At 73.3% G+C, this 17,605-nt stretch carries 19 protein-coding genes and 1 riboswitch; of the genes, 12 read left to right on the top strand and 7 right to left on the bottom strand.

What is annotated here, in order from left to right; all coding sequences use genetic code 11:
- Positions 1-106: 106 nt before the first annotated feature.
- Positions 107-181: riboswitch (cobalamin riboswitch) on the bottom strand.
- A gap of 154 nt (positions 182-335) precedes the next feature.
- From AB0L89_RS35855 to AB0L89_RS35845, 3 genes are all read right to left on the bottom strand, one after another.
- The gene (locus AB0L89_RS35855; RefSeq protein ID WP_365150938.1) at positions 336-560 is read right to left on the bottom strand and encodes a hypothetical protein; all 225 of its coding nucleotides are present in this window, start codon (positions 558-560) and stop codon (positions 336-338) included.
- Positions 561-572: 12 nt separating this feature from the next.
- Positions 573-1,871 carry an inorganic phosphate transporter gene (locus AB0L89_RS35850; RefSeq protein ID WP_365150935.1) on the bottom strand — a complete coding sequence of 433 codons (1,299 nt, stop codon included), beginning with the start codon at positions 1,869-1,871 and terminating at the stop codon, positions 573-575.
- 202 nt (positions 1,872-2,073) lie between these two features.
- Positions 2,074-2,814, bottom strand: a complete 741-nt coding sequence (locus tag AB0L89_RS35845; RefSeq protein ID WP_365150932.1) for a lysozyme — start codon at positions 2,812-2,814, stop codon at positions 2,074-2,076.
- A 177-nt stretch (positions 2,815-2,991) separates the two neighbouring features.
- On the opposite strand from AB0L89_RS35845, the gene AB0L89_RS35840 reads away from it, so the two are divergent.
- From AB0L89_RS35840 to AB0L89_RS35830, 3 genes are all read left to right on the top strand, one after another.
- The gene (locus tag AB0L89_RS35840) at positions 2,992-3,678 is read left to right on the top strand and encodes a class II aldolase/adducin family protein (RefSeq protein WP_365150929.1); all 687 of its coding nucleotides are present in this window, start codon (positions 2,992-2,994) and stop codon (positions 3,676-3,678) included.
- Between the two features lie 96 nt (positions 3,679-3,774).
- Positions 3,775-4,911 carry an alpha/beta fold hydrolase gene (locus tag AB0L89_RS35835; protein WP_365150926.1) on the top strand — a complete coding sequence of 379 codons (1,137 nt, stop codon included), beginning with the start codon at positions 3,775-3,777 and terminating at the stop codon, positions 4,909-4,911.
- Between the two features lie 111 nt (positions 4,912-5,022).
- Entirely contained in the window at positions 5,023-6,471 is a 1,449-nt protein-coding gene (locus AB0L89_RS35830) for a hypothetical protein (RefSeq protein ID WP_365150923.1), read from the top strand.
- Between the two features lie 25 nt (positions 6,472-6,496).
- Here AB0L89_RS35830 and AB0L89_RS35825 read toward each other — a convergent pair whose 3' ends face one another.
- A complete protein-coding gene (locus AB0L89_RS35825; protein ID WP_365150920.1) occupies positions 6,497-7,387 on the bottom strand; it encodes a neutral zinc metallopeptidase in 891 nt (296 codons plus the stop codon).
- A 232-nt stretch (positions 7,388-7,619) separates the two neighbouring features.
- Here AB0L89_RS35825 and AB0L89_RS35820 point away from each other — a divergent pair, with 232 nt between their 5' ends.
- From AB0L89_RS35820 to AB0L89_RS35805, 4 genes are all read left to right on the top strand, one after another.
- Positions 7,620-8,531 (top strand): hypothetical protein, encoded by a 912-nt coding sequence (locus AB0L89_RS35820; RefSeq protein WP_365150917.1) that lies wholly within the window; start codon positions 7,620-7,622, stop codon positions 8,529-8,531.
- A 121-nt stretch (positions 8,532-8,652) separates the two neighbouring features.
- Positions 8,653-10,251 carry a ribosomal protection-like ABC-F family protein gene (abc-f, locus tag AB0L89_RS35815; RefSeq protein ID WP_365150914.1) on the top strand — a complete coding sequence of 533 codons (1,599 nt, stop codon included), beginning with the start codon at positions 8,653-8,655 and terminating at the stop codon, positions 10,249-10,251.
- A gap of 396 nt (positions 10,252-10,647) precedes the next feature.
- Positions 10,648-10,869, top strand: coding sequence for a helix-turn-helix domain-containing protein (locus AB0L89_RS35810; RefSeq protein WP_055550175.1), 222 nt, complete (start codon positions 10,648-10,650; stop codon positions 10,867-10,869).
- A gap of 135 nt (positions 10,870-11,004) precedes the next feature.
- A complete protein-coding gene (locus AB0L89_RS35805) occupies positions 11,005-11,808 on the top strand; it encodes an enoyl-CoA hydratase/isomerase family protein (protein WP_365150911.1) in 804 nt (267 codons plus the stop codon).
- Positions 11,809-11,818: 10 nt separating this feature from the next.
- On the opposite strand, the gene AB0L89_RS35800 is transcribed toward AB0L89_RS35805, so the two are convergent.
- Complete coding sequence (locus tag AB0L89_RS35800) at positions 11,819-12,559, bottom strand: nucleopolyhedrovirus P10 family protein (protein WP_365150908.1); 741 nt, start codon at positions 12,557-12,559, stop codon at positions 11,819-11,821.
- Positions 12,560-12,672: 113 nt separating this feature from the next.
- Here AB0L89_RS35800 and AB0L89_RS35795 point away from each other — a divergent pair, with 113 nt between their 5' ends.
- Genes AB0L89_RS35795 through amaP form a run of 5 tightly spaced genes read left to right on the top strand, consistent with a single transcriptional unit; the run spans position 12,673 to position 14,970 of the window.
- Complete coding sequence (locus AB0L89_RS35795; RefSeq protein WP_365150905.1) at positions 12,673-13,158, top strand: Asp23/Gls24 family envelope stress response protein; 486 nt, start codon at positions 12,673-12,675, stop codon at positions 13,156-13,158.
- A gap of 26 nt (positions 13,159-13,184) precedes the next feature.
- Positions 13,185-13,370, top strand: coding sequence for a hypothetical protein (locus AB0L89_RS35790; RefSeq protein ID WP_365150902.1), 186 nt, complete (start codon positions 13,185-13,187; stop codon positions 13,368-13,370).
- A gap of 3 nt (positions 13,371-13,373) precedes the next feature.
- A complete protein-coding gene (locus tag AB0L89_RS35785) occupies positions 13,374-13,718 on the top strand; it encodes a hypothetical protein (protein WP_365150899.1) in 345 nt (114 codons plus the stop codon).
- Positions 13,715-14,386 carry a DUF6286 domain-containing protein gene (locus tag AB0L89_RS35780; protein ID WP_365150896.1) on the top strand — a complete coding sequence of 224 codons (672 nt, stop codon included), beginning with the start codon at positions 13,715-13,717 and terminating at the stop codon, positions 14,384-14,386. The genes AB0L89_RS35785 and AB0L89_RS35780 overlap by 4 nt, the downstream gene beginning before the upstream one ends.
- Positions 14,383-14,970, top strand: a complete 588-nt coding sequence (amaP, locus tag AB0L89_RS35775) for an alkaline shock response membrane anchor protein AmaP (RefSeq protein ID WP_365150893.1) — start codon at positions 14,383-14,385, stop codon at positions 14,968-14,970. Before AB0L89_RS35780 ends, amaP begins: the two co-directional genes overlap by 4 nt.
- 27 nt (positions 14,971-14,997) lie before the next feature.
- Here amaP and AB0L89_RS35770 read toward each other — a convergent pair whose 3' ends face one another.
- Positions 14,998-15,753: an SDR family oxidoreductase gene (locus AB0L89_RS35770; protein WP_365150890.1), complete on the bottom strand. Its 756-nt coding sequence runs from the start codon at positions 15,751-15,753 to the stop codon at positions 14,998-15,000.
- Between the two features lie 4 nt (positions 15,754-15,757).
- Positions 15,758-17,542, bottom strand: a complete 1,785-nt coding sequence (locus tag AB0L89_RS35765) for a glycoside hydrolase family 15 protein (RefSeq protein ID WP_365150887.1) — start codon at positions 17,540-17,542, stop codon at positions 15,758-15,760.
- Between the last annotated feature and the right edge of the window lie 63 nt (positions 17,543-17,605).

Here is a 17,605-nt window from a genome sequence, read left to right as displayed (position 1 = left end):
GGAGAGAACGCGTACTCAGGAAGGGAAGCGGCACCGGGCGGCCGAGCATGGCGATATGTCCTCACTCAGGGTGTCCGCGCCCTGGTTCGACGTGATGCGGCGGCGAGAGTTCCTGGCTTCCGGGGAGCGTCTCCCCGGTGACAGTGGCGGGACCGCGCCGGATTCGCACCGGCTTCCTCTTCTGCCGCCGTAGTTGGCCCGGGCAGTCCACCACGCCCCGCGAACGCCCGTCAACTCGCCGTTGACCTGCGACGGGAGAGTGTGCGGAGCCCCACATACGACGGTGGGGCGCGCGGCGTTCGCACGCCCCGCGCCCCACCCGAGTGCTCCGGTCGTCAGGCGACGATCAGATAGATCCCGTACGCCACCGCCGCCAGGCACAGCGCGAAGCAGGCATACGCGCCGGTGCGCGCCAGCGTGGCGGAGCCGCCGCCCGAGGCGGCCGCCGTCTCCTGCTTGGAGAGGCCGACGATGCCGAGGGTGAACAGGCCCACGAGGGCCACCGTCACCGCGAGGCTGACTCCGAAGACGGAGCCGAGAGCTGCCCAGTCGATGCTCATGCTGATGCGTCCTTACACCGTCGCGGGCCGGGCGGGGTCCGCCATGGCGCCGGTCGTGGTCGTGGTCGGGGCCGTGGTGGCCTTGACCGGGTCGTCGGAGGCGGCCGTGGCGGCCGCGACCGTGCCCACCGGGGGCGGGGTGACGGCGGCGATCGCGGTGGTCACGACGCCCGCGGGCTCGGCGCCCGTGGTGTCGCCGCCCTGCCGGATCTCGTCGTCGGTGACGTTCGTGTGGTCGATGGCGTCGCGTCGCGAGAGCGCCCAGATCACGGCCGAGCCGCCGACGAGGATCGCGGCGGTGACCGCGATGCCCCAGGGGCCCTGCTTGGTGAGGAACTCGGCGCCCGCGCCGACCAGACCGGCGGCCGGCAGGGTCAGGCCCCACGCGATGAACATCCGGGTCGCGGTCGACCAGCGGACCACGCCGCCCTTGCGGCCGAGGCCCGCGCCCATCACGGCGCCGGAGCAGGACTGCGTGGTGGAGAGCGAGAAGCCCAGGTGGGAGGAGGCCAGGATGACCGTCGCGGCGCTGGTCTGGGCGGCGAAGCCCTGCTGCGGCTGGAGGTCGGTGAGGCCCTTGCCCATGGTGCGGATGATGCGCCAGCCGCCGAGGTAGGTGCCGAGCGCGATGGCGACACCGGCCGAGACGATGACCCACATCGGGGGGTTGGCGCCGGGGTTGAGGACACCGCCGGTGACCAGGGCGAGCGTGATGATGCCCATGGTCTTCTGCGCGTCGTTCGTGCCGTGGGCCAGCGAGACGAGGCCCGCGGAGGCGATCTGGCCCGCGCGGTAGCCCTTGGCGGTGGCCTTGGTGTCGGTGTTGCGGCCGATGCGGTACGTGAGGCGCGTGGCCAGCGTCGCGGCGAGGCCGGCCACGATCGGCGCCGCTATGGCGGGGATCAGGACCTTGGTCACGACGGTGCCGCCGTTGATCGACGACCAGCCCATCGACATGACCGCGGCGCCGATGAGGCCGCCGAAGAGCGCGTGGGAGGAACTGGAGGGCAGGCCCACCAGCCAGGTCAGCAGATTCCAGAGGATCGCGCCGACGAGCGCGGCGAAGATGACCTCTGTCTTGAGGCCGTCCTCGTTGACGATGCCGCCGGAGATCGTCTTGGCGACCTCTACGGAGAGGAAGGCGCCGACGAGGTTGAGCACGGCGGACATGGCCACCGCCGTCTTGGGCTTCAGAGCGCCGGTCGAGATGGTCGTCGCCATCGCGTTGGCAGTGTCGTGGAAACCGTTCGTGAAATCGAACACGAGAGCGGTAACGATCACGATCCCGAGGAGAAGCGTGATGTGTTCCATTTACCCAGGCTTCTGTTGGACGTCAGTGGCATGTGGAACGTAGGCAACCTGGGTGAACGGAAAGTGAACTGGGTCGGGCCGTGCAGTGACCCGAAGTGGAGTGCCGCCACTCCGCATTCATCAGGTGCCTGACGAAGATCGTACGGAGCGACGGCGCGAGGCCCGAAATCTGGGCGGAGTGTCGGGTTCCGCCACCTGGCGGCTACCCCCGGGCGAACCGTTTCAGCTGCTTCATCGAGCCATTGAAGAGATTCTGGTCACCCGGCAGGCGACCGCCGTTGTCGTGCTGCCAGAACGTCCAGTACGCCCAGCCCCTGGGCATGGACCCGGCCGACGCCGACCAGCGCGCCAGCCACAGGGCGTGGTTCGCCGCGAAGGCCCGGCTGCCGCCGGTGCAGTCGTTCCACCACCTGGTGGTCGTGTAGATCACCGGGCGGCGGCCCGTCTGCCGCTTGACCTCGTTGCTGAAGGACTTGATCCAGTGCACCATTCCGCGTTTGCTCATGCCGTAGCACCTGCGCGAGCTGTACGGATTGTGCTCGATGTCGAGCGCGGGCGGCAGCGTCCAGCCGTCCGCGCTCCAGCGGCCGCCGTGGCTCAGGAAGTACCGGGCCTGGGTGCGGCCGGACGACTTGCTCGGCACCGCGAAGTGGTACGCGCCGCGGATCAGGCCGGCGTTGCGGGAGCCGTTGTACTGCTGGGTGAAGTACGGGTTCCGGTACGTGTGCGACTCGGTCGCCTTCACGTAGACGAACCGTGCGCCCTTGCTCTTGGCCTTCTTCCAGTTGACGTGCTTCTGGTGCGAGGACACATCGTGCCCCCGAGGCTTGCCCGCAGCCGAAACCGGAATCTCGGCGAGGGCGGTGCCCCCGATGGCCACAGCCGCCACGGATGCCGTGATGAGGCGGGTGCGCCGACGGGACGATTGCTGATCACGAGCCATTTTTCCCCCCGGATCGCGACGTGCACGGCAAATCTCCCAGAGAGTACTGGAAGGTCATCCGATCCCGGTCGATCACAGGCCAATCATCGTCAGAGGGTGATGTATGCCCATATACGAGCTTCCGGAGTCCTGTGCTCCGCCCTACAGTGCGCAGCGTCCGGCTGGCAGGATCACCGCATGACTGAGCAACGGCAGGGCACGGCGCGCGACACGGCACGGGACGCGATCGGACAGGCCTGGCAGGAGCTGGTCGGGACGGCCCGCAGGACGGTGAAGGACGGCCTCGTCGTCGGCACCTCGGGCAATGTCTCGGTACGGGTCGGGGACACGGTCCTGGTCACCCCGAGCGGGGTCCCCTACGACGCGTTGCGGCCCGAGGACGTGGTCGGCGTCGACCTCGAAGGGCGCCGCCTCGTCGGCGACCTCTCACCGACCAGCGAGCTGCCCCTGCACCTCGCGATCTACCGCCGCACCGACGCGGGAGCCGTGGTCCACACCCACGCGGTGCACGCCACGGCCGTGTCCATGCTGGTCCCGGAGCTGCCGGGGGTCCACTACATGGCCGGCGTCCTCGGCGGCCCGGTCCGCGTCGCGCCGTACGCGCTGTACGGCACGGACGAGTTGGCCGAGAACATGCTCCACGCCCTGCGGGACCGCACCGGATGCCTGCTCCAGAACCACGGAACCGTCACCTACGGAGACAGCCTGTCCCAGGCGTACGACCGCACGGCCCAACTGGAATGGATGTCCCGCCTCTGGCTCACCGCCAGCGCCGTCCCCTCCCTCACGCCGACCCTCCTCACCCCGGAGCAGCTCGACGAAGCGGAGCGGAAGCTGCGGGGGTACGGACAGCGGAAGGCCTGAGGCACGGGGGCCGGGCGGCGCCCGCGGCGCGGCGCCCGACCACCCACCGGCCCCCGCCCACTGGCCTGCTCCGCCCACGCCCCGGACACTGGAGCCGTGCGCCCAGCCAAAGCGACGGCAGCAGCCGTAACCGTAGCCACAGGAGTCGCCGCCCTCGGCGCGGCCGCCGTCGCGGCGGGCCGCTTCGCCAGCGACGCCGCGCTGAAGGCCCCCGCGGGCCGCCCCCTGCCCACCGAGCCCCGCCTGACCGTGCACGCCACGGCCGCGGGCCAGGTCACCCTGACCCGCGCCTTCGCGAGCCTGCGCCCCGGCACCTACGGCCTCAGCGGCAACGGCACGCACGCGATCGTCGGCCCCGTCCTGGAGTCCGCCCCGCACGAGGCCGACACCGTCGTGCGCCGCCTCGAATCCGTCACCCACGGCTCCCTGGAACCGGGCGCGCGGGCCTGGCTCACCCCGCAGGTGTACATCGGCGACCCGCACGCCGCGCTCGGCATCGACCACGCGGACGTCGACATCCCCGGCGAACTCGGCGCGCTGCCCGCGTGGTTCGTGCCCGGCGCCCGGGACACCTGGGTGATCGCCGTGCACGGCCTGGGCACCACCCGGGAGCACCCCATGGTCGTCATGGACTTCCTGCGCCGCCTCCAGGTCCCCGTGCTCTCCCTCGCCTACCGCGGCGACCTCGGCGCGCCCCGCTCCCCGGACGGCCTCGGCCACCTCGGCGAGACGGAGTGGCGCGACCTGGACGCCGCGATCCGCTACGCCGTGCGCTACGGCGCCGAGCGCGTCGTCCTGCACGGCTGGTCCACCGGCGCCGCCATGTGTCTGCACGCCGCCGCGCACTCGGCGCTGCGCGAACGCGTCAGCGGGCTCGTTCTCGACTCCCCGGTGCTGAGCTGGGAGACGACCCTGCGCGCCCTCGCCGCCGCCCGACGCACCCCGGGACCGCTCCTTCCGCTTGCGGTCCGTGCGGCCCAGGGCCGCACCGGTCTGCGCGGCGACCGCATCCTGGAGGCCGCGGACCCCGCGGTGCTCAAGGTCCCGACCCTCCTGGTGCACGGTCCCGACGACGTCGTGGCGCCCTGGGACCTCTCCCGCCGGCTGGCCGAACAGCGCCCGGAGCTGGTCACGTTGCACACCGTCGAGGACGCGCCGCACGGCGCCATGTGGAACGCCGACCCGGCGGGGTACGAAGAGGCGCTGCGCCGCTTCCTCACCCCTCTTGTGTGACTGTTCGACCCGCCTTTCGTACGCCGCTTCGACCCCTCGCACACGGTGTCCCACGGGCCGCCGTCGTCATTCCGTTTGGGTTTTCCGACCGTCAACAGGAAGACTGCCCCTGTGACGTCCCGTACCCCGCGCGACTCCAGGCTCCGACTTGTCCGCGCGCCCCACCCGAGGGCCGAAAAGCGAGGAGAGACCCCGCGCGACCCCGCGCGGCCCCTGTCCGCCACCCCCGGCGCGGTGAGCGACCGCCGTGCGCGCCGTCCCGCGCCCCGTCCCCCCGAGGGCACGCCCGCGCCCGCGGAGCTGGCCCGGGGAGCGCGCGCCGGACTCGCCGACGCCGTGCGGGTCGCCCGCTGGGCCGACGCCGCCCTGCGACCGGGCCCCGGCCGCGGCGGCGCGACGCCCGACGGCAAGGGCACGCTGTCCGACACCACGGCCGAACGGGCCGCCGCCGAGCTGGGGCTGACCCCCGGTCAGGTCCGCGCCGACTGGGACACCGCACGCCTCGCGGGCCTCGTCGAGGTGCACGGCGACAGCGCCCGCCCCGGCTGGCGGCTGCACGCCTGGGACCGTGACGACAGCGCCGTCCTGCGCGGCTGGGTCGCCCTCTTCGACGCCTGGTCGCTGGCCCACCCGGCGCCCGACGCGCTCGCCCCCGCGGCGGTCGCCGAGGCCGTCGAGGCGATGCCGCAGGTCCTGTCCTTCCTGCAGCTGTCCGCCGGCCCCGTCCCCGTGCCCCAGCTGCTCGACCTCCTGGACCAGCGCGTCACCGAACTGCGCACCGAGCGCTGCGAGATCCCCTACGGCCCGCAGCCCGAGCCCGCCGCGGGCCCCGAGGACGCCCCGCTGCCCGCCCTCCTGGACTGGGCCCTGCACGGCCTCGCCGCCGTCGGCGCGCTGACCTGCGCCGACGGGCAGGCCACGCTGACCCCGCTCGGCAGCTGGGCGGTCTGGGTCAAGCTGGAGCAGATCTGCGTCGCCGCGCAGAGCCCCGCCGGGCACATCGAGCAGTCCGCCGAGGACATGCTGCGCGGCTGCGCCCGCCTGCGTCCCAACGCGGCGCGCGCCGAGTACCGCGCCTGGCTCGCCGCCCGCACCGTGGGCAGCGCCGTCACCGACCTGCTCGCCGCCGCCCGCGGCGAGGACGCCCTGCTGCGCGGCCTCGCCTTCGAGGCGCTGCGGGTGGTCGGCGCGCCGGCCGAGGCCGAGGTCAGGGCCGTCGTCGACGAGGTCTCGCTGCGTCCCTACGCCCTGCTGTGGCTCGCCGAGCAGGAGGGCACCGACCCGGAGGACGTCCACTTCGTGCTGACCCGCGAGGAGTCCACCTGGCTGTGGATCGACACCGCGGCGGCCGTCGCGGACCACGGCGAGGCCCAGATCCTCGTCCGGCACCTGGAGTCGGCGGTCCAGCCGACCGTGCCCGCCCTGCTCGACGAGGTGCGCCGCGCCGGGCACCCCCGCACCGTCCAGGTCCTGGTCGCCCTCGCCGCAGCCCACCCGGACCCGGCGCTCGCCAAGGCCGTGCGCCGCGCCGCCTTCCAGGTGCACACCGGCGGCGAGTGAGGGGACGGCCCCGGGGGCCGCGCCGCTAGCGGAAGGTGTTGCACTGGCCCATGTCGCCGGTGCGGTAGCCCTGGTAGAACCACTGCTGGCGCTGCTCGGCCGAGCCGTGCGTCCAGGACTCGGGGGTCACGCGGCCCTGGAACTTCTCCTGGATGCGGTCGTCGCCCACCGCGGCCGCCGCGTCCAGGCCGTCCCGGATGTCCGCGTCGTCGAGGCTGCTGAGCAGCGGCTTGCCCGTGCGGTCGTCCGGGGTGCGGGTCGCGTGCCGCGCCCAGACCCCGGCGTAGCAGTCGGCCTGCAGCTCGACCTTGACCGCGTTGCTGTCGCGCCCGGTGCGCCCGTCCTGGGAGCGCTGCAGGGTCCCCATCAGGTTCTGCACGTGGTGCCCGTACTCGTGCGCCACGACGTACGCCTGCGCGAAGGGCCCGCCGGTGGAGCCGAACTTCGTGCGCAGCTCGTCGAAGAACCCGAGGTCCAGATAGACCTTCCGGTCGCCGGGGCAGTAGAACGGCCCGACCGCCGACGACGCGGTGCCGCAGGCGGTGCCCACGCGGTTGCTGAACAGGACGGTCTGCGCGGGGGAGTACGAGGCGTTCCTGCGCCGGAACTCGGGGCGCCAGAAGTCCTGGACGCTGTTGACCACCGCCACGATGCGGCAGTCGTCCTTCGTGTTCGCGTCCTGTCCGGTGCGGCAGCTCTGCTGCACCTGCGCGAGCGAGGAGGAGGACGCGGCCGGCTCGTCGTTGCCGGAGGACAGCCCGAGCTGCTCGGGCCCCACGCCGAAGAAGAGGCCGAGGACCAGCGCGATGAGGCCGGCGATGCCGCCGCCCACGGTGGCCCTGCCGCCGGGGATCCGACTGCCGCGCACATCCTGGACCTCGGAGGTGTCCAGATCGGCGTCGTCGTCGAACTGCATGGGCGCACCCCTCTGCTCTGCCGCGCATCCGGGACGACACCCGTCGCCCCGCACCGAGCTATCGGCCACTTCATCCTGATATGCCGGACCCCGCTGGGCGCCGGACGGAGGTCCGAACGGGGGACGCGGGCCGCTCCCCGCGCCGTGTCGCCCCGCGATGCGGCGGCCGCCCCGACCCCCGCGGCTACGCTCTGCGCCTGATCCATGGGCAGGGGCACCGAAGGGGGGCGTCATGACCACACACCCGCTCCGGACGACCACGCGCCCGCGCCCGACGACGGGCCACGCACCCGCGACGACGACCGCCGGTCCCGCACCCGCGACGACGACCGCCGGTCACCCGCTCCCGGCACCCGAGGCCAGCCGCCCCCCGCTCCCGGCGCCCGACCGGCCGGACGGCGCGACGGCCGCGCGGGCCGCCGCGTACCTCCCCCGCGGCGCCCGGATCGTGCTCCCCGTGGCCCTCGCGCTGCTCGCGGTGCCCCTCGTCACGGCCGCCCACCACGCGCGGCCCGCCCCCTACGGAGACCGCCTCACCGTCCACGCGCGCGTGGCGGGCGAAAACGCCGCCGTGGACCCCGGGGTGCGCACGCGGGGCGGGGCCGTGCAGGCGTACGACACGAAGAGCGGCGCCACGCGCTGGACGTACGCGCGCGAGGGCCGCCGTCCCGTCACGGTCCTGGCCGCTCCGGGCCACGCCTTCGCGCTCTGGAGCGACGGCCTGGTCACCGACACCGCGCGCGCCGACGGCGGCTCCGTGCGCTGGCACCGCGCCGTCCCCGGCGGCGCCGACTGGCTGCGCACCCCGGCCGCGCGCGGCGGCGCCGGCGTCCTCCAGCCGCTCACCCCGGACGCCCGCATGCTGGCCGTCGTCACCCCGCACCGCATCGCCGCCTACCGCACCGCCGACGGCGACCTGCGCTGGGTGCTGCCCGCCCGCCCCGGCTGCGCCTTCGAACCGGCGCGCTCCGTGCGCCGCGGCGACGCCCTCCTGATCGCCCAGCCCTGCGCGGGCCCGGCCACCCCCTGGACCGCGCAGGTCGTCGCGGTGGACGACTACGGAAGAATCGTTCCGGGCCGCACCCCCCTGGGCAACGGGGAGGGCGAGCGGCCCTTCCGGGGCGATGGTCGCCCGGAAAACTAGTTGCGGTGGCCCGTTAGACTGGCTGCCATGGCAGCTCCTCTCCTCAGTTGGACGGCATAGACCCCGGTCCCGAGTACCCCAGTCGTCCCTCTCGCCGTCCACTCTGCTTCTGGAGAAACCCGTGATCACCGCTTCCGGCATCGAGCTGCGCGCCGGCGCCCGCATCCTCATCGAGAACGCCACCTTCCGCATCGCGAAGGGCGACCGCATCGGCCTCGTCGGCCGCAACGGAGCGGGCAAGACCACCCTCACCAAGTGCCTCGCAGGTGAGGGCATCCCCGCCGCCGGCACGATCGCCCGCTCCGGAGAGGTCGGCTACCTCCCGCAGGACCCCCGCACCGGCGACCTCGACGTGCTCGCCCGCGACCGCATCCTCTCCGCGCGCGGACTCGACGTACTGATCCGCAAGATGCGCGAGAACGAGGAGCGCATCGCGAACGGCTCGGGCGCCACCCGCGAGAAGGCCCTGAAGAAGTACGAGCGCCAGGAGACGGAGTTCCTCACCAAGGGCGGGTACGCCGCCGAGGCCGAGGCCGCCACGATCGCCGCCGCGCTCAACCTCCCCGACCGCGTGCTCGGCCAGCCCCTGCACACGCTCTCCGGCGGTCAGCGCCGCCGCATCGAGCTGGCCCGCATCCTCTTCTCGGACGCCGACACGCTCCTCCTTGACGAGCCGACCAACCACCTCGACGCCGACTCGATCGTCTGGCTGCGCGACTACCTCAAGACGTACCGCGGCGGCTTCATCGTGATCTCCCACGACGTCGACCTCGTCGAGACGGTCGTCAACAAGGTCTTCTACCTGGACGCCAACCGCTCCGCGATCGACGTCTACAACATGGGCTGGAAGCTCTACCAGCAGCAGCGCGAGTCCGACGAGAAGCGCCGCAAGCGCGAGCGGCAGAACGCCGAGAAGAAGGCCGCCGCCCTGCACTCGCAGGCCGACAAGATGCGCGCCAAGGCCACCAAGACCGTCGCCGCGCAGAACATGGCGCGCCGCGCGGACAAGCTCCTCGCCGGTCTGGAGGAGGTGCGCCAGAGCGACAAGGTCGCCAAGCTGCGCTTCCCCGAGCCCTCACCGTGCGGCAAGACGCCGCTCATGGCCGAGGGCCTGTCGAAGTCGTACGGCTCGCTGGAGATCTTCACCGACGTCGACCTGGCCATCGACAAGGGTTCGCGCGTCGTCATCCTCGGCCTCAACGGCGCGGGCAAGACCACCCTGCTCCGCCTCCTGGGCGGCGCCGAGAAGCCCGACACCGGCCAGGTCATCGAGGGCCACGGCCTCAAGCTCGGCTACTACGCCCAGGAGCACGAGACCCTCGACCCGGAGCGCACGGTCCTGGAGAACATGCGCTCGGCCGCCCCCGACCTGGACCTGGTCGAGGTGCGCAAGACGCTCGGCTCGTTCCTCTTCTCCGGCGACGACGTCGACAAGCCGGCCGGTGTGCTCTCCGGCGGCGAGAAGACCCGTCTCGCGCTCGCGACCCTGGTCGTCTCCTCGGCCAACGTCCTCCTGCTCGACGAGCCCACCAACAACCTCGACCCGGCCAGCCGCGAGGAGATCCTCGGCGCGCTGCGCACCTACAAGGGCGCGGTCGTCCTCGTCACGCACGACGAGGGCGCGGTCGAGGCCCTCCAGCCGGAGCGGATCATCCTGCTGCCGGACGGCGTCGAGGACCTGTGGGGCCAGGACTACGCCGACCTCGTCGCGCTCGCCTGAGCCGCCGCGGCCCGGTGCGACGGCGCCCGTCGCACCGGTGCCGGACGTCCACACCGCTTGATCGAACCACTGATCCACTGCGTATGGATCATTCGGCCGATCCGTGATCCCTCATCTGTGTGAGCTGTCCTCGTACCGAGGTGTGGCATACACGGATTTTGCCGGTGGGCCGGGGTATGGCCCGCCTCTCCGACGTGCACCGCGCTGACCTGCCGGTTCGTCGCGCAACCCGTTCGGCCGCAGGAAATCCAGCGTGCGGAATCGTTAATTCCGCTCGTGGTCGCCGCTTACGGAGCGGCAAACCTCGTCGTACGGACCTTGCCGAATGGGTGGCCAGGAAGCCCAGGAGGGGTGATCATGAGAAGTCCAGAGCGCACTTCCCATGAGGAGGCACGGGTGGCCGAGACTCTGAAGAAGGGCAGCCGGGTTACCGGCGCCGCGCGCGACAAGCTCGCGGCAGACCTGAAGAAGAAGTACGACGGCGGTGCGAGCATCCGGGCGTTGGCCGAGGAGACCGGCCGTTCGTACGGCTTTGTGCACCGGATGCTCAGCGAGTCCGGCGTCACGCTGCGGGGACGCGGCGGGGCGACGCGTGGCAAGAAGGCCGCCGCCGGCTGACAGCAGGCGGCACGCTGTCCAGTGGTCCGATGGTGACCACCCGGTCGGTCGGCTGTTCGGCCGGGTGGTTACTGTGCAGTCACTTACGGGCGCTTCCATGCGTCCGGCCCGACTGCATCCCATCGGAGGCACCTCATGGCTTCGTCCGACAGCGAGCTCGCACCGGTTCTCGACAAGGACGGCGTACGCCTCACCATCGACGAGGCCGTCGCCACGGTGACGCTGACCAATCCGGCCAAGCGCAACGCCCAATCTCCCGCGCTGTGGAGGGCGTTGAGCGAGGCAGGTCGGCTGCTGCCGGGCAGTGTCCGCGTCGTGGTGCTGCGCGGAGAGGGCAAGTCCTTCTCCGCCGGCCTCGACCGGCAGGCGTTCACGCCTGAGGGTTTCGACGGCGAGCCGTCCTTCCTCGACATGGCACGCGGCGAGGACGCCGTTCTCGACGCGACCATCGCCGAGTACCAAGAGGCGTTCACCTGGTGGCGGCGCAGCGACCTCGTGTCCATCGCCGCCGTCCAGGGCCATGCCATCGGTGCGGGTTTCCAGCTCGCGCTCGCCTGCGATCTGCGGATCGCGGCGGACGACGTGCAGTTCGCCATGCGTGAGACCAGCCTGGGCCTGGTCCCCGACCTCACCGGCACGCATCCGCTCGTGGGGCTCGTCGGCTATGCCCGCGCCCTGGAGATCTGCGCGACCGGACGGTTCGTCCACGCGGACGAGGCCGAGCGCGTGGGCCTCGCCAACCTCGTCGTGCCCGCGGACCAGCTCGACGCGGCGGCCAAGGACCTCGCCGCCGCGCTCATCGCCGCGCCGCGCGACGCGGTCATCGAGACCAAGGCGCTGCTCCAGGGCGCCGCGGACCGTACGTACGAGCAGCAGCGCGTCGCCGAACGCGCCGCCCAGGGCCGACGGCTGCGCGACCTCGCGGGCCTCGGCGACTGACGCGCGCCCGCTAACCCCGCCCGGCCGGCTCCAGGCCCACCCCGGTGACCAGCACGGCCACCGAAGGGTGGTCCGTCAGGGCGTCACCGACCGCCGCACGGACCGCGAGCGCCACGTCCAGGGCGCGGTGCCCGCGGTCCGTCGCCAGCTCCACCCGTACGTGGCCGCGCGGCAGCGTGTCCGCGGCCGGGGGCCGCTCGATGTGCACGGCCCGCCCCAGCGCCCCGGTCAGCCGGGCCACGCCCGGCACGGCCAGGGCGGCCCGCGCGGCGCGCGCCTCCTCGCCGTCGCCCTCGGGCGCCGGGGCCGGAGCGGGCACCCGGCGCTCCGCCGGAGGCTCGCCCCCGCCGCCGTCGCCCCCGTCGAGCAGTCCCGTCACCCGCAGATCCACCTCGTCGACCACGAGACCCAGCCGCTCCGCCGCATCGGACAGCGCGCCGCGCAGCCGGTCCGCCGCCTCGGGCAGCGGTGCGCCGGTGGCGGCCGCGAACTCCGCGGTGATCCGCAGCGGACCGGGCGGCAGCGCGCTCGGCGGCGCCGGCACGGCCGCGACGTCCGCGTGCTCCGGATCGGCCGGCGCGACCCGCACCGTGCCCAGGAGCACACCGGTGACCCGTTGCGCCGCATGGCGCAACGCGCCGTCCGCCGCCGCCTCCGTCACCCATGTGCCGTCTCCCGTGCCGCCCAGGGGCAGCACCCGTCCCAGGCCGAGCTGTCGGCGCACCGCCTGGGTCCAACCTTCACCCGTCATGGGTCCAGCCTGCCGCATCCCTGGCGCGCTGCCGTGCCACCGCACTTAGTGTGGGCGAAGGAGCAGATCCTCTCGAAGAGAGAGATCTCCTTTCGAAAAGGACGGGACCGACGATGGCCGACACCGAACAGCGGAAGACGTCTCGGACGCTGGAGAAGGAGTCCCCGGACGAGACCGCGGCGACGTCCGCGACCAGGCGGGGCGGCGGTGACCCGGCGACCCGGGGCCGCACCACCATCGCGGACGGGGTCGTCGAGAAGATCGCCGGGCTCGCCGCGCGCGACGTGGCCGGCGTGCACGCGATGGGCGGTGGCCTCGCCCGGACCTTCGGTGCGGTGCGCGACCGGGTCCCCGGTGGCTCGAAGTCCGTGACGCGCGGCGTGAAGGCCGAGGTCGGCGAGGTGCAGACCGCTCTCGACCTGGAGATCGTCGTCGAGTACGGCGTGTCGATCGCCGACGTCGCGCACGACGTACGGGAGAACGTGATCGCGGCCGTCGAGCGCATGACCGGGCTCGAGGTCGTCGAGGTCAACATCGCCGTGAGCGACGTGAAACTGCCCGACGAGGACGACGACGAGCCGCAGGGGCGCCTGCAGTAGCAGGACGTCTCACTAAGGAGCGCACGATGAGCATGGCCGTGATCGGCATGGTGGCCGGAATGGCACTGGGCTTCGCCGGATACTTCGGTGGATTCGGGGCGTTCCTGCTGGTGGCAGCCCTGGGCGCCATCGGCTTCGTGGCCGGCCGCTTCGTCGAGGGGGACCTCGAACCCGGCGACTTCTTCCGCGCCCGCGGCGACCGGCGGCGGTGAGCGGTGGCGGCACAGGTCGCGCCCGGTGAGCGCGGTGCGACCCGGATCGCCGACCGGGTCGTCGCCAAGATCGCCGCACGGGCGGCGCGCGAGGCCGTCGCGTCGGTGCCGGCCGACGGCGCGCCCCCGCACGCCACCGTGTCCGTGCGGCACGACACCGCCCGCGTCCGCATCAGCCTCGAACTGGACTACCCCTGCGACATCGGCGGTCAGTGCGGTGCCGTGCGTCGCCATGTCGCCCAGCGGGTAAAGGCGTTGGCGGGAATGGACGTGCCCGAGGTGGCCGTCCAGGTGGAGCGGCTGCACTCGGCGCAGGTACGCGCCGCGGCACAGGGGAGGACACGGTGAGCGAACCCCAAGGGGGCGGCGGCACCCAGCCGTTGCCGGTCATCGAACAGGCGGAGAGCGAGTTCGGCCAGTCGGCGTCGGCGGCGGCCTACCAGCCGCTGCCCACCCTCTCGGAGGACGACGAGAAGGCACCCCGCTTCTGGTCGCCCCGCCGGGTGCCCGCGACCGTCCTCGCGCTGCTGGTCCTCGGCGGCGCGGGGCTGCTCCTGTACGACGTCGTCGCCGTGCGCGCCGACCACCCCGCGATGCGCTGGCGGCGCGAACTGGCCCACCAGCTCGGCGAACGGCCCCTGGACGACACCGCGGTGCTCGCCGGGGCCGCCGTCGCGGTGCTCGCCGGGGTGTGGCTGGTCGTGCTCGCCGCGACCCCCGGTCTGCGCGCGCTCCTGCCGATGCGCCGCACCCACTCCGACGTCCGCGCCGGGCTGCACCGGGGCGCCGCCGCCATGGTGCTGCGCGACCGGGCCATGGACGTCTCCGGCGTGCAGTCCGTGCGGGTCCGCATGACCCGCACCAAGGTGGACGTGCGCGCCGTCTCGCACTTCCGCGAACTCGACGACGTACGCGGCGATCTGGACGCGACGCTCGCCGACGGCATCCGTGACCTGGGCCTCGCGCGGGCTCCCGGTCTCTCCGTGCACGTGGCCCGGCCCGGCCGGAAGGGGTGAGTGCGATGCTGCGCACCGTCAACCGCGTGGTCCTGGCGCTCGCCGGGCTCGTCCTGCTCGTCCTCGGCGGCTCCGTGCTCGCCGTCGGGCTCGGCGTGGAGCCGCCCTCGTGGTGGATCCACGACGGACGGCACGACGTGCTGGTGAGCGCGGCCGACCGGGCGCGCTGGCGGGGCGACGGATGGTTCTGGCCCACGGTCATCGCCGTCCTCGCCGTGCTCGTGCTGCTCGCGCTGTGGTGGCTCTCGGCCCAGCTGCGCAGACGCCGCCTCCGCGAGGTCCTGGTGGAGACCGGGGACGGTGAAGGCGCGCTGCTGCGCGGCCGCGCCATGGAGGGCGTCCTGACCGGCGAGGCCGAGACGCTGGACGGCGTCGAGCGCGCCCAGGTCGTCCTGACCGGGCGGCGCAGCACACCGCAGGCGCGCGTGGAGCTCGTGCTCGAACCCCACGCCACGCCGTCCGAGGCGCTGCACCGGCTCTCCACGCAGGCCCTCGCGCACGCCCGCGACTCGGCGGGCCTGGCGAGCCTGCCCGCCACGGTCCGGCTGCGCGGGGTCAAGCACCGCGCCGAACGCGTGAGCTGAGCCCCGCGGGCCGTGGCGCGGGCGCCGTCAGAAGCCGGCGCGCGCCCCGCCGTCCACCGGCACCATGATTCCCGTCAGGTACGACGCCGCGGGCGAGAGCAGGAACGCGGCGGTGCGGCCGAACTCCTCGGGCGTGCCGTAGCGGCGCAGCGGGATGCCCGACTCGTTGGCGGCGCGGGTGGCCTCCGGGTCGGGGGAGAGCCCGTCCAGCTGGCGCATGCGGTCGGTGGCGATCCGGCCGGGGAGCACCCCGAGGACGCGGATGCCGCGCGGGCCCAGCTCGTCCGCGAGGGACTTGGCGAACCCGGCGAGCCCGGGGCGCAGGCCGTTCGAGATCGTCAGGCCCGCGATCGGCTCGTACACCGAACCGGAGAGCACGAAGGCGATGACGCCGCCCTCGCCGAGCTCGGCCGCCGCGCCGCGGGCGAGCCGCACGGCGCCGAGGAAGACCGACTCGAAGGCCGCCTGCCACTGCTCGTCGGTGTTGTCCGCGACGAAGCCCGGCGCGGGCCCGCCGACGCTCACCAGGACGCCGTCGAAGCCGCCGAAGTGCTCGCGCGCGGCGGCGATCAGGCGCTCGGCGGCGGCCGGGTCGGCGTTGTCGGCGGCGACGCCCACCGCGTTCGGGCCGAGCTCGGCGGCCGCCTCGGCGGCGGTCTTCTCGTCACGGCCGGTGAGGACGACCTTCGCGCCGTCCGCGACGAGCTCACGCGCGGTGGCGTTGCCGAGGCCGCGGGTGGCTCCGGTGACTACGTAGACACGGTCCTTCAGTCCAAGATCCATGGTCCTATCCTCCCGCGTCCTCGCCGAAGAGCGCGAGGGCGGTGCTCACCAGTCCGATATGGCTGAATGCCTGCGGAAAGTTCCCCAGCTGCCGGCCGGTCACGGGGTCGTACTCCTCCGCGAGCAGCCCCACGTCGTTGGTCAGTCCGAGGAGGCGCTCGAACAGCTCGCGCGCCTCCTTGGTGCGTCCCGCCAGGTGCAGGGCGTCCGCCAGCCAGAACGAGCAGACGACGAAGACGCCCTCGTCGCCGGGCAGCCCGTCGACCTCCGCCTCCTGTGTGCCGTAGCGGCGCAGGAGCCCGTCGTGGCCGAGGTCGGCGCGGACCGCGTCGATCGTGCCGATGACGCGCGGGTCGTCCGGCGGCAGGAAGCCCAGGCGCGGGATGAGCAGCAGGGCCGCGTCCAGTTCGGCGGAGCCGTAGGACTGCGTGAACGTGTTGCGCTCCGCGTCGTAGCCGCGCTCGCACACCTCGCGGTGGACCTCGTCGCGCAGCTTCCGCCACCGCTCGGCGTCGCCGCGCAGCTCCGGGTCCGCCTCCAGGGCACGCACCGTGCGGTCGGCGGCGACCCACACCATCACCTTCGAGTGGACGAAGTGGCGGCGCGGGCCGCGCACCTCCCACAGGCCCTGGTCCGGCTCCCGCCACTTCTCGTGCAGGAACTCCAGCAGGCACAGCTGCAGGTTCCAGGCGTGCGGACGGGGGGCCAGGCCCGAACGCTGGGCGAGCGCGAAGGAGTCGACGACCTCGCCGTACACGTCGAGCTGCAGCTGTTTCTCGGCCGCGTTGCCGATGCGGACGGGGGCCGATTCCGCGTGGCCGGACAGCCACGGAAGCTCCTGCTCGGGAAGGCGCCGCTCGCCGGAGAGGCCGTACACGATCTGGAGGTCGGCCGGGTCGCCCGCGACCGCGCGCAGCAGCCAGTCGTGCCAGGCCTGTGCCTCCTCCGCATAGCCGGCCGAGATCAGGGCGCGCAGGGTGAGGGTGGAGTCGCGCAGCCAGCAGTAGCGGTAGTCCCAGTTGCGCACGCCGCCGGGCTCCTCCGGCAGGGAGGTGGTGGGGGCGGCCACGATGCCGCCGGTCGGCGCGTAGGTGAGGGCCTTGAGGGTGATGAGGGAGCGGACGACCGCGTCGCGGTGCGGCCCTTGGTAGGGGCAGTGGGCCGCCCAGGCGCGCCAGTCCGCCAGGCTGTCGCGCAGCGCGTCGTACGGGTCGACGAGCGGTGGGCGCGGCTCGTGCGAGGGGTGCCAGGTCAGGACGAACGCGACCTTCTCGCCCTCCTCGACGGTGAACTCGGAGTGGGTGCCGAAGTCCTCGCCCCAGGTGCGCACGGACGGCTCGCTGCGCAGCCACACGGAGTCGGGGCCCGCCACGGCGACGCGGTGGCCGTCCTCCTTGCGCACCCACGGCACGGCCGAGCCGTAGTCGAAGCGGATCCGGAGCGTGCTGCGGACGGTGACGGAGCCCCTGAGGCCTTCGACGATGCGTACGACGTCCGGGGCGCGGTCGCGCTGCGGCATGAAGTCGGTGACGCGCACGGAGCCGTCCTCGGTGTCCCACTCGGAGTCGAGCACGAGGGAGTCGGTGCGGTAGGCGCGGCGGGTGCAGGAGCCCGCGTCCTTGGGGGCGATGCGCCAGTGGCCGTTCTCCTCGTCGCCGAGCAGGGCCGCGAAGCAGGCGGCGGAGTCGAACCGGGGCAGACAGAGCCAGTCCAGGGAGCCGTCCCTGTCGATCAGGGCGGCGGTCTGGTGGTCTCCGATGAGGGCGTGGTCCTCGATGGGCTGATGCACGGTGTGCGCGTTCCCTGTGCGGGCCCGTGTCAATCGGCCCCTTCCGTGGCGGGAGGGGCCGCG

The sequence above is a fragment of the Streptomyces sp. NPDC052114 genome (assembly GCF_040680155.1).
GTDB lineage: Bacteria > Actinomycetota > Actinomycetes > Streptomycetales > Streptomycetaceae > Streptomyces.
The sequence above is the reverse complement of the archived record's forward strand: the minus strand, read 5'-3'. Positions and strand labels throughout refer to the sequence as shown.

Bases quoted from the DNA above. Each gene is read 5' to 3' on its own strand.
- AB0L89_RS35795 (WP_365150905.1), top strand. From the start codon at position 12,673: ATGGCCGACACCGAACAGCGGAAGACGTCTCGGACGCTGGAGAAGGAG.
- AB0L89_RS35825 (WP_365150920.1), bottom strand. From the start codon at position 7,387: ATGCAGTTCGACGACGACGCCGATCTGGACACCTCCGAGGTCCAGGAT.
- AB0L89_RS35845 (WP_365150932.1), bottom strand. From the start codon at position 2,814: ATGGCTCGTGATCAGCAATCGTCCCGTCGGCGCACCCGCCTCATCACG.
- AB0L89_RS35840 (WP_365150929.1), top strand. From the start codon at position 2,992: ATGACTGAGCAACGGCAGGGCACGGCGCGCGACACGGCACGGGACGCG.
- AB0L89_RS35850 (WP_365150935.1), bottom strand. From the start codon at position 1,871: ATGGAACACATCACGCTTCTCCTCGGGATCGTGATCGTTACCGCTCTC.
- AB0L89_RS35790 (WP_365150902.1), top strand. From the start codon at position 13,185: ATGAGCATGGCCGTGATCGGCATGGTGGCCGGAATGGCACTGGGCTTC.
- AB0L89_RS35820 (WP_365150917.1), top strand. From the start codon at position 7,620: ATGACCACACACCCGCTCCGGACGACCACGCGCCCGCGCCCGACGACG.
- AB0L89_RS35855 (WP_365150938.1), bottom strand. From the start codon at position 560: ATGAGCATCGACTGGGCAGCTCTCGGCTCCGTCTTCGGAGTCAGCCTC.
- AB0L89_RS35770 (WP_365150890.1), bottom strand. From the start codon at position 15,753: ATGGATCTTGGACTGAAGGACCGTGTCTACGTAGTCACCGGAGCCACC.
- AB0L89_RS35805 (WP_365150911.1), top strand. From the start codon at position 11,005: ATGGCTTCGTCCGACAGCGAGCTCGCACCGGTTCTCGACAAGGACGGC.
- AB0L89_RS35800 (WP_365150908.1), bottom strand. From the start codon at position 12,559: ATGACGGGTGAAGGTTGGACCCAGGCGGTGCGCCGACAGCTCGGCCTG.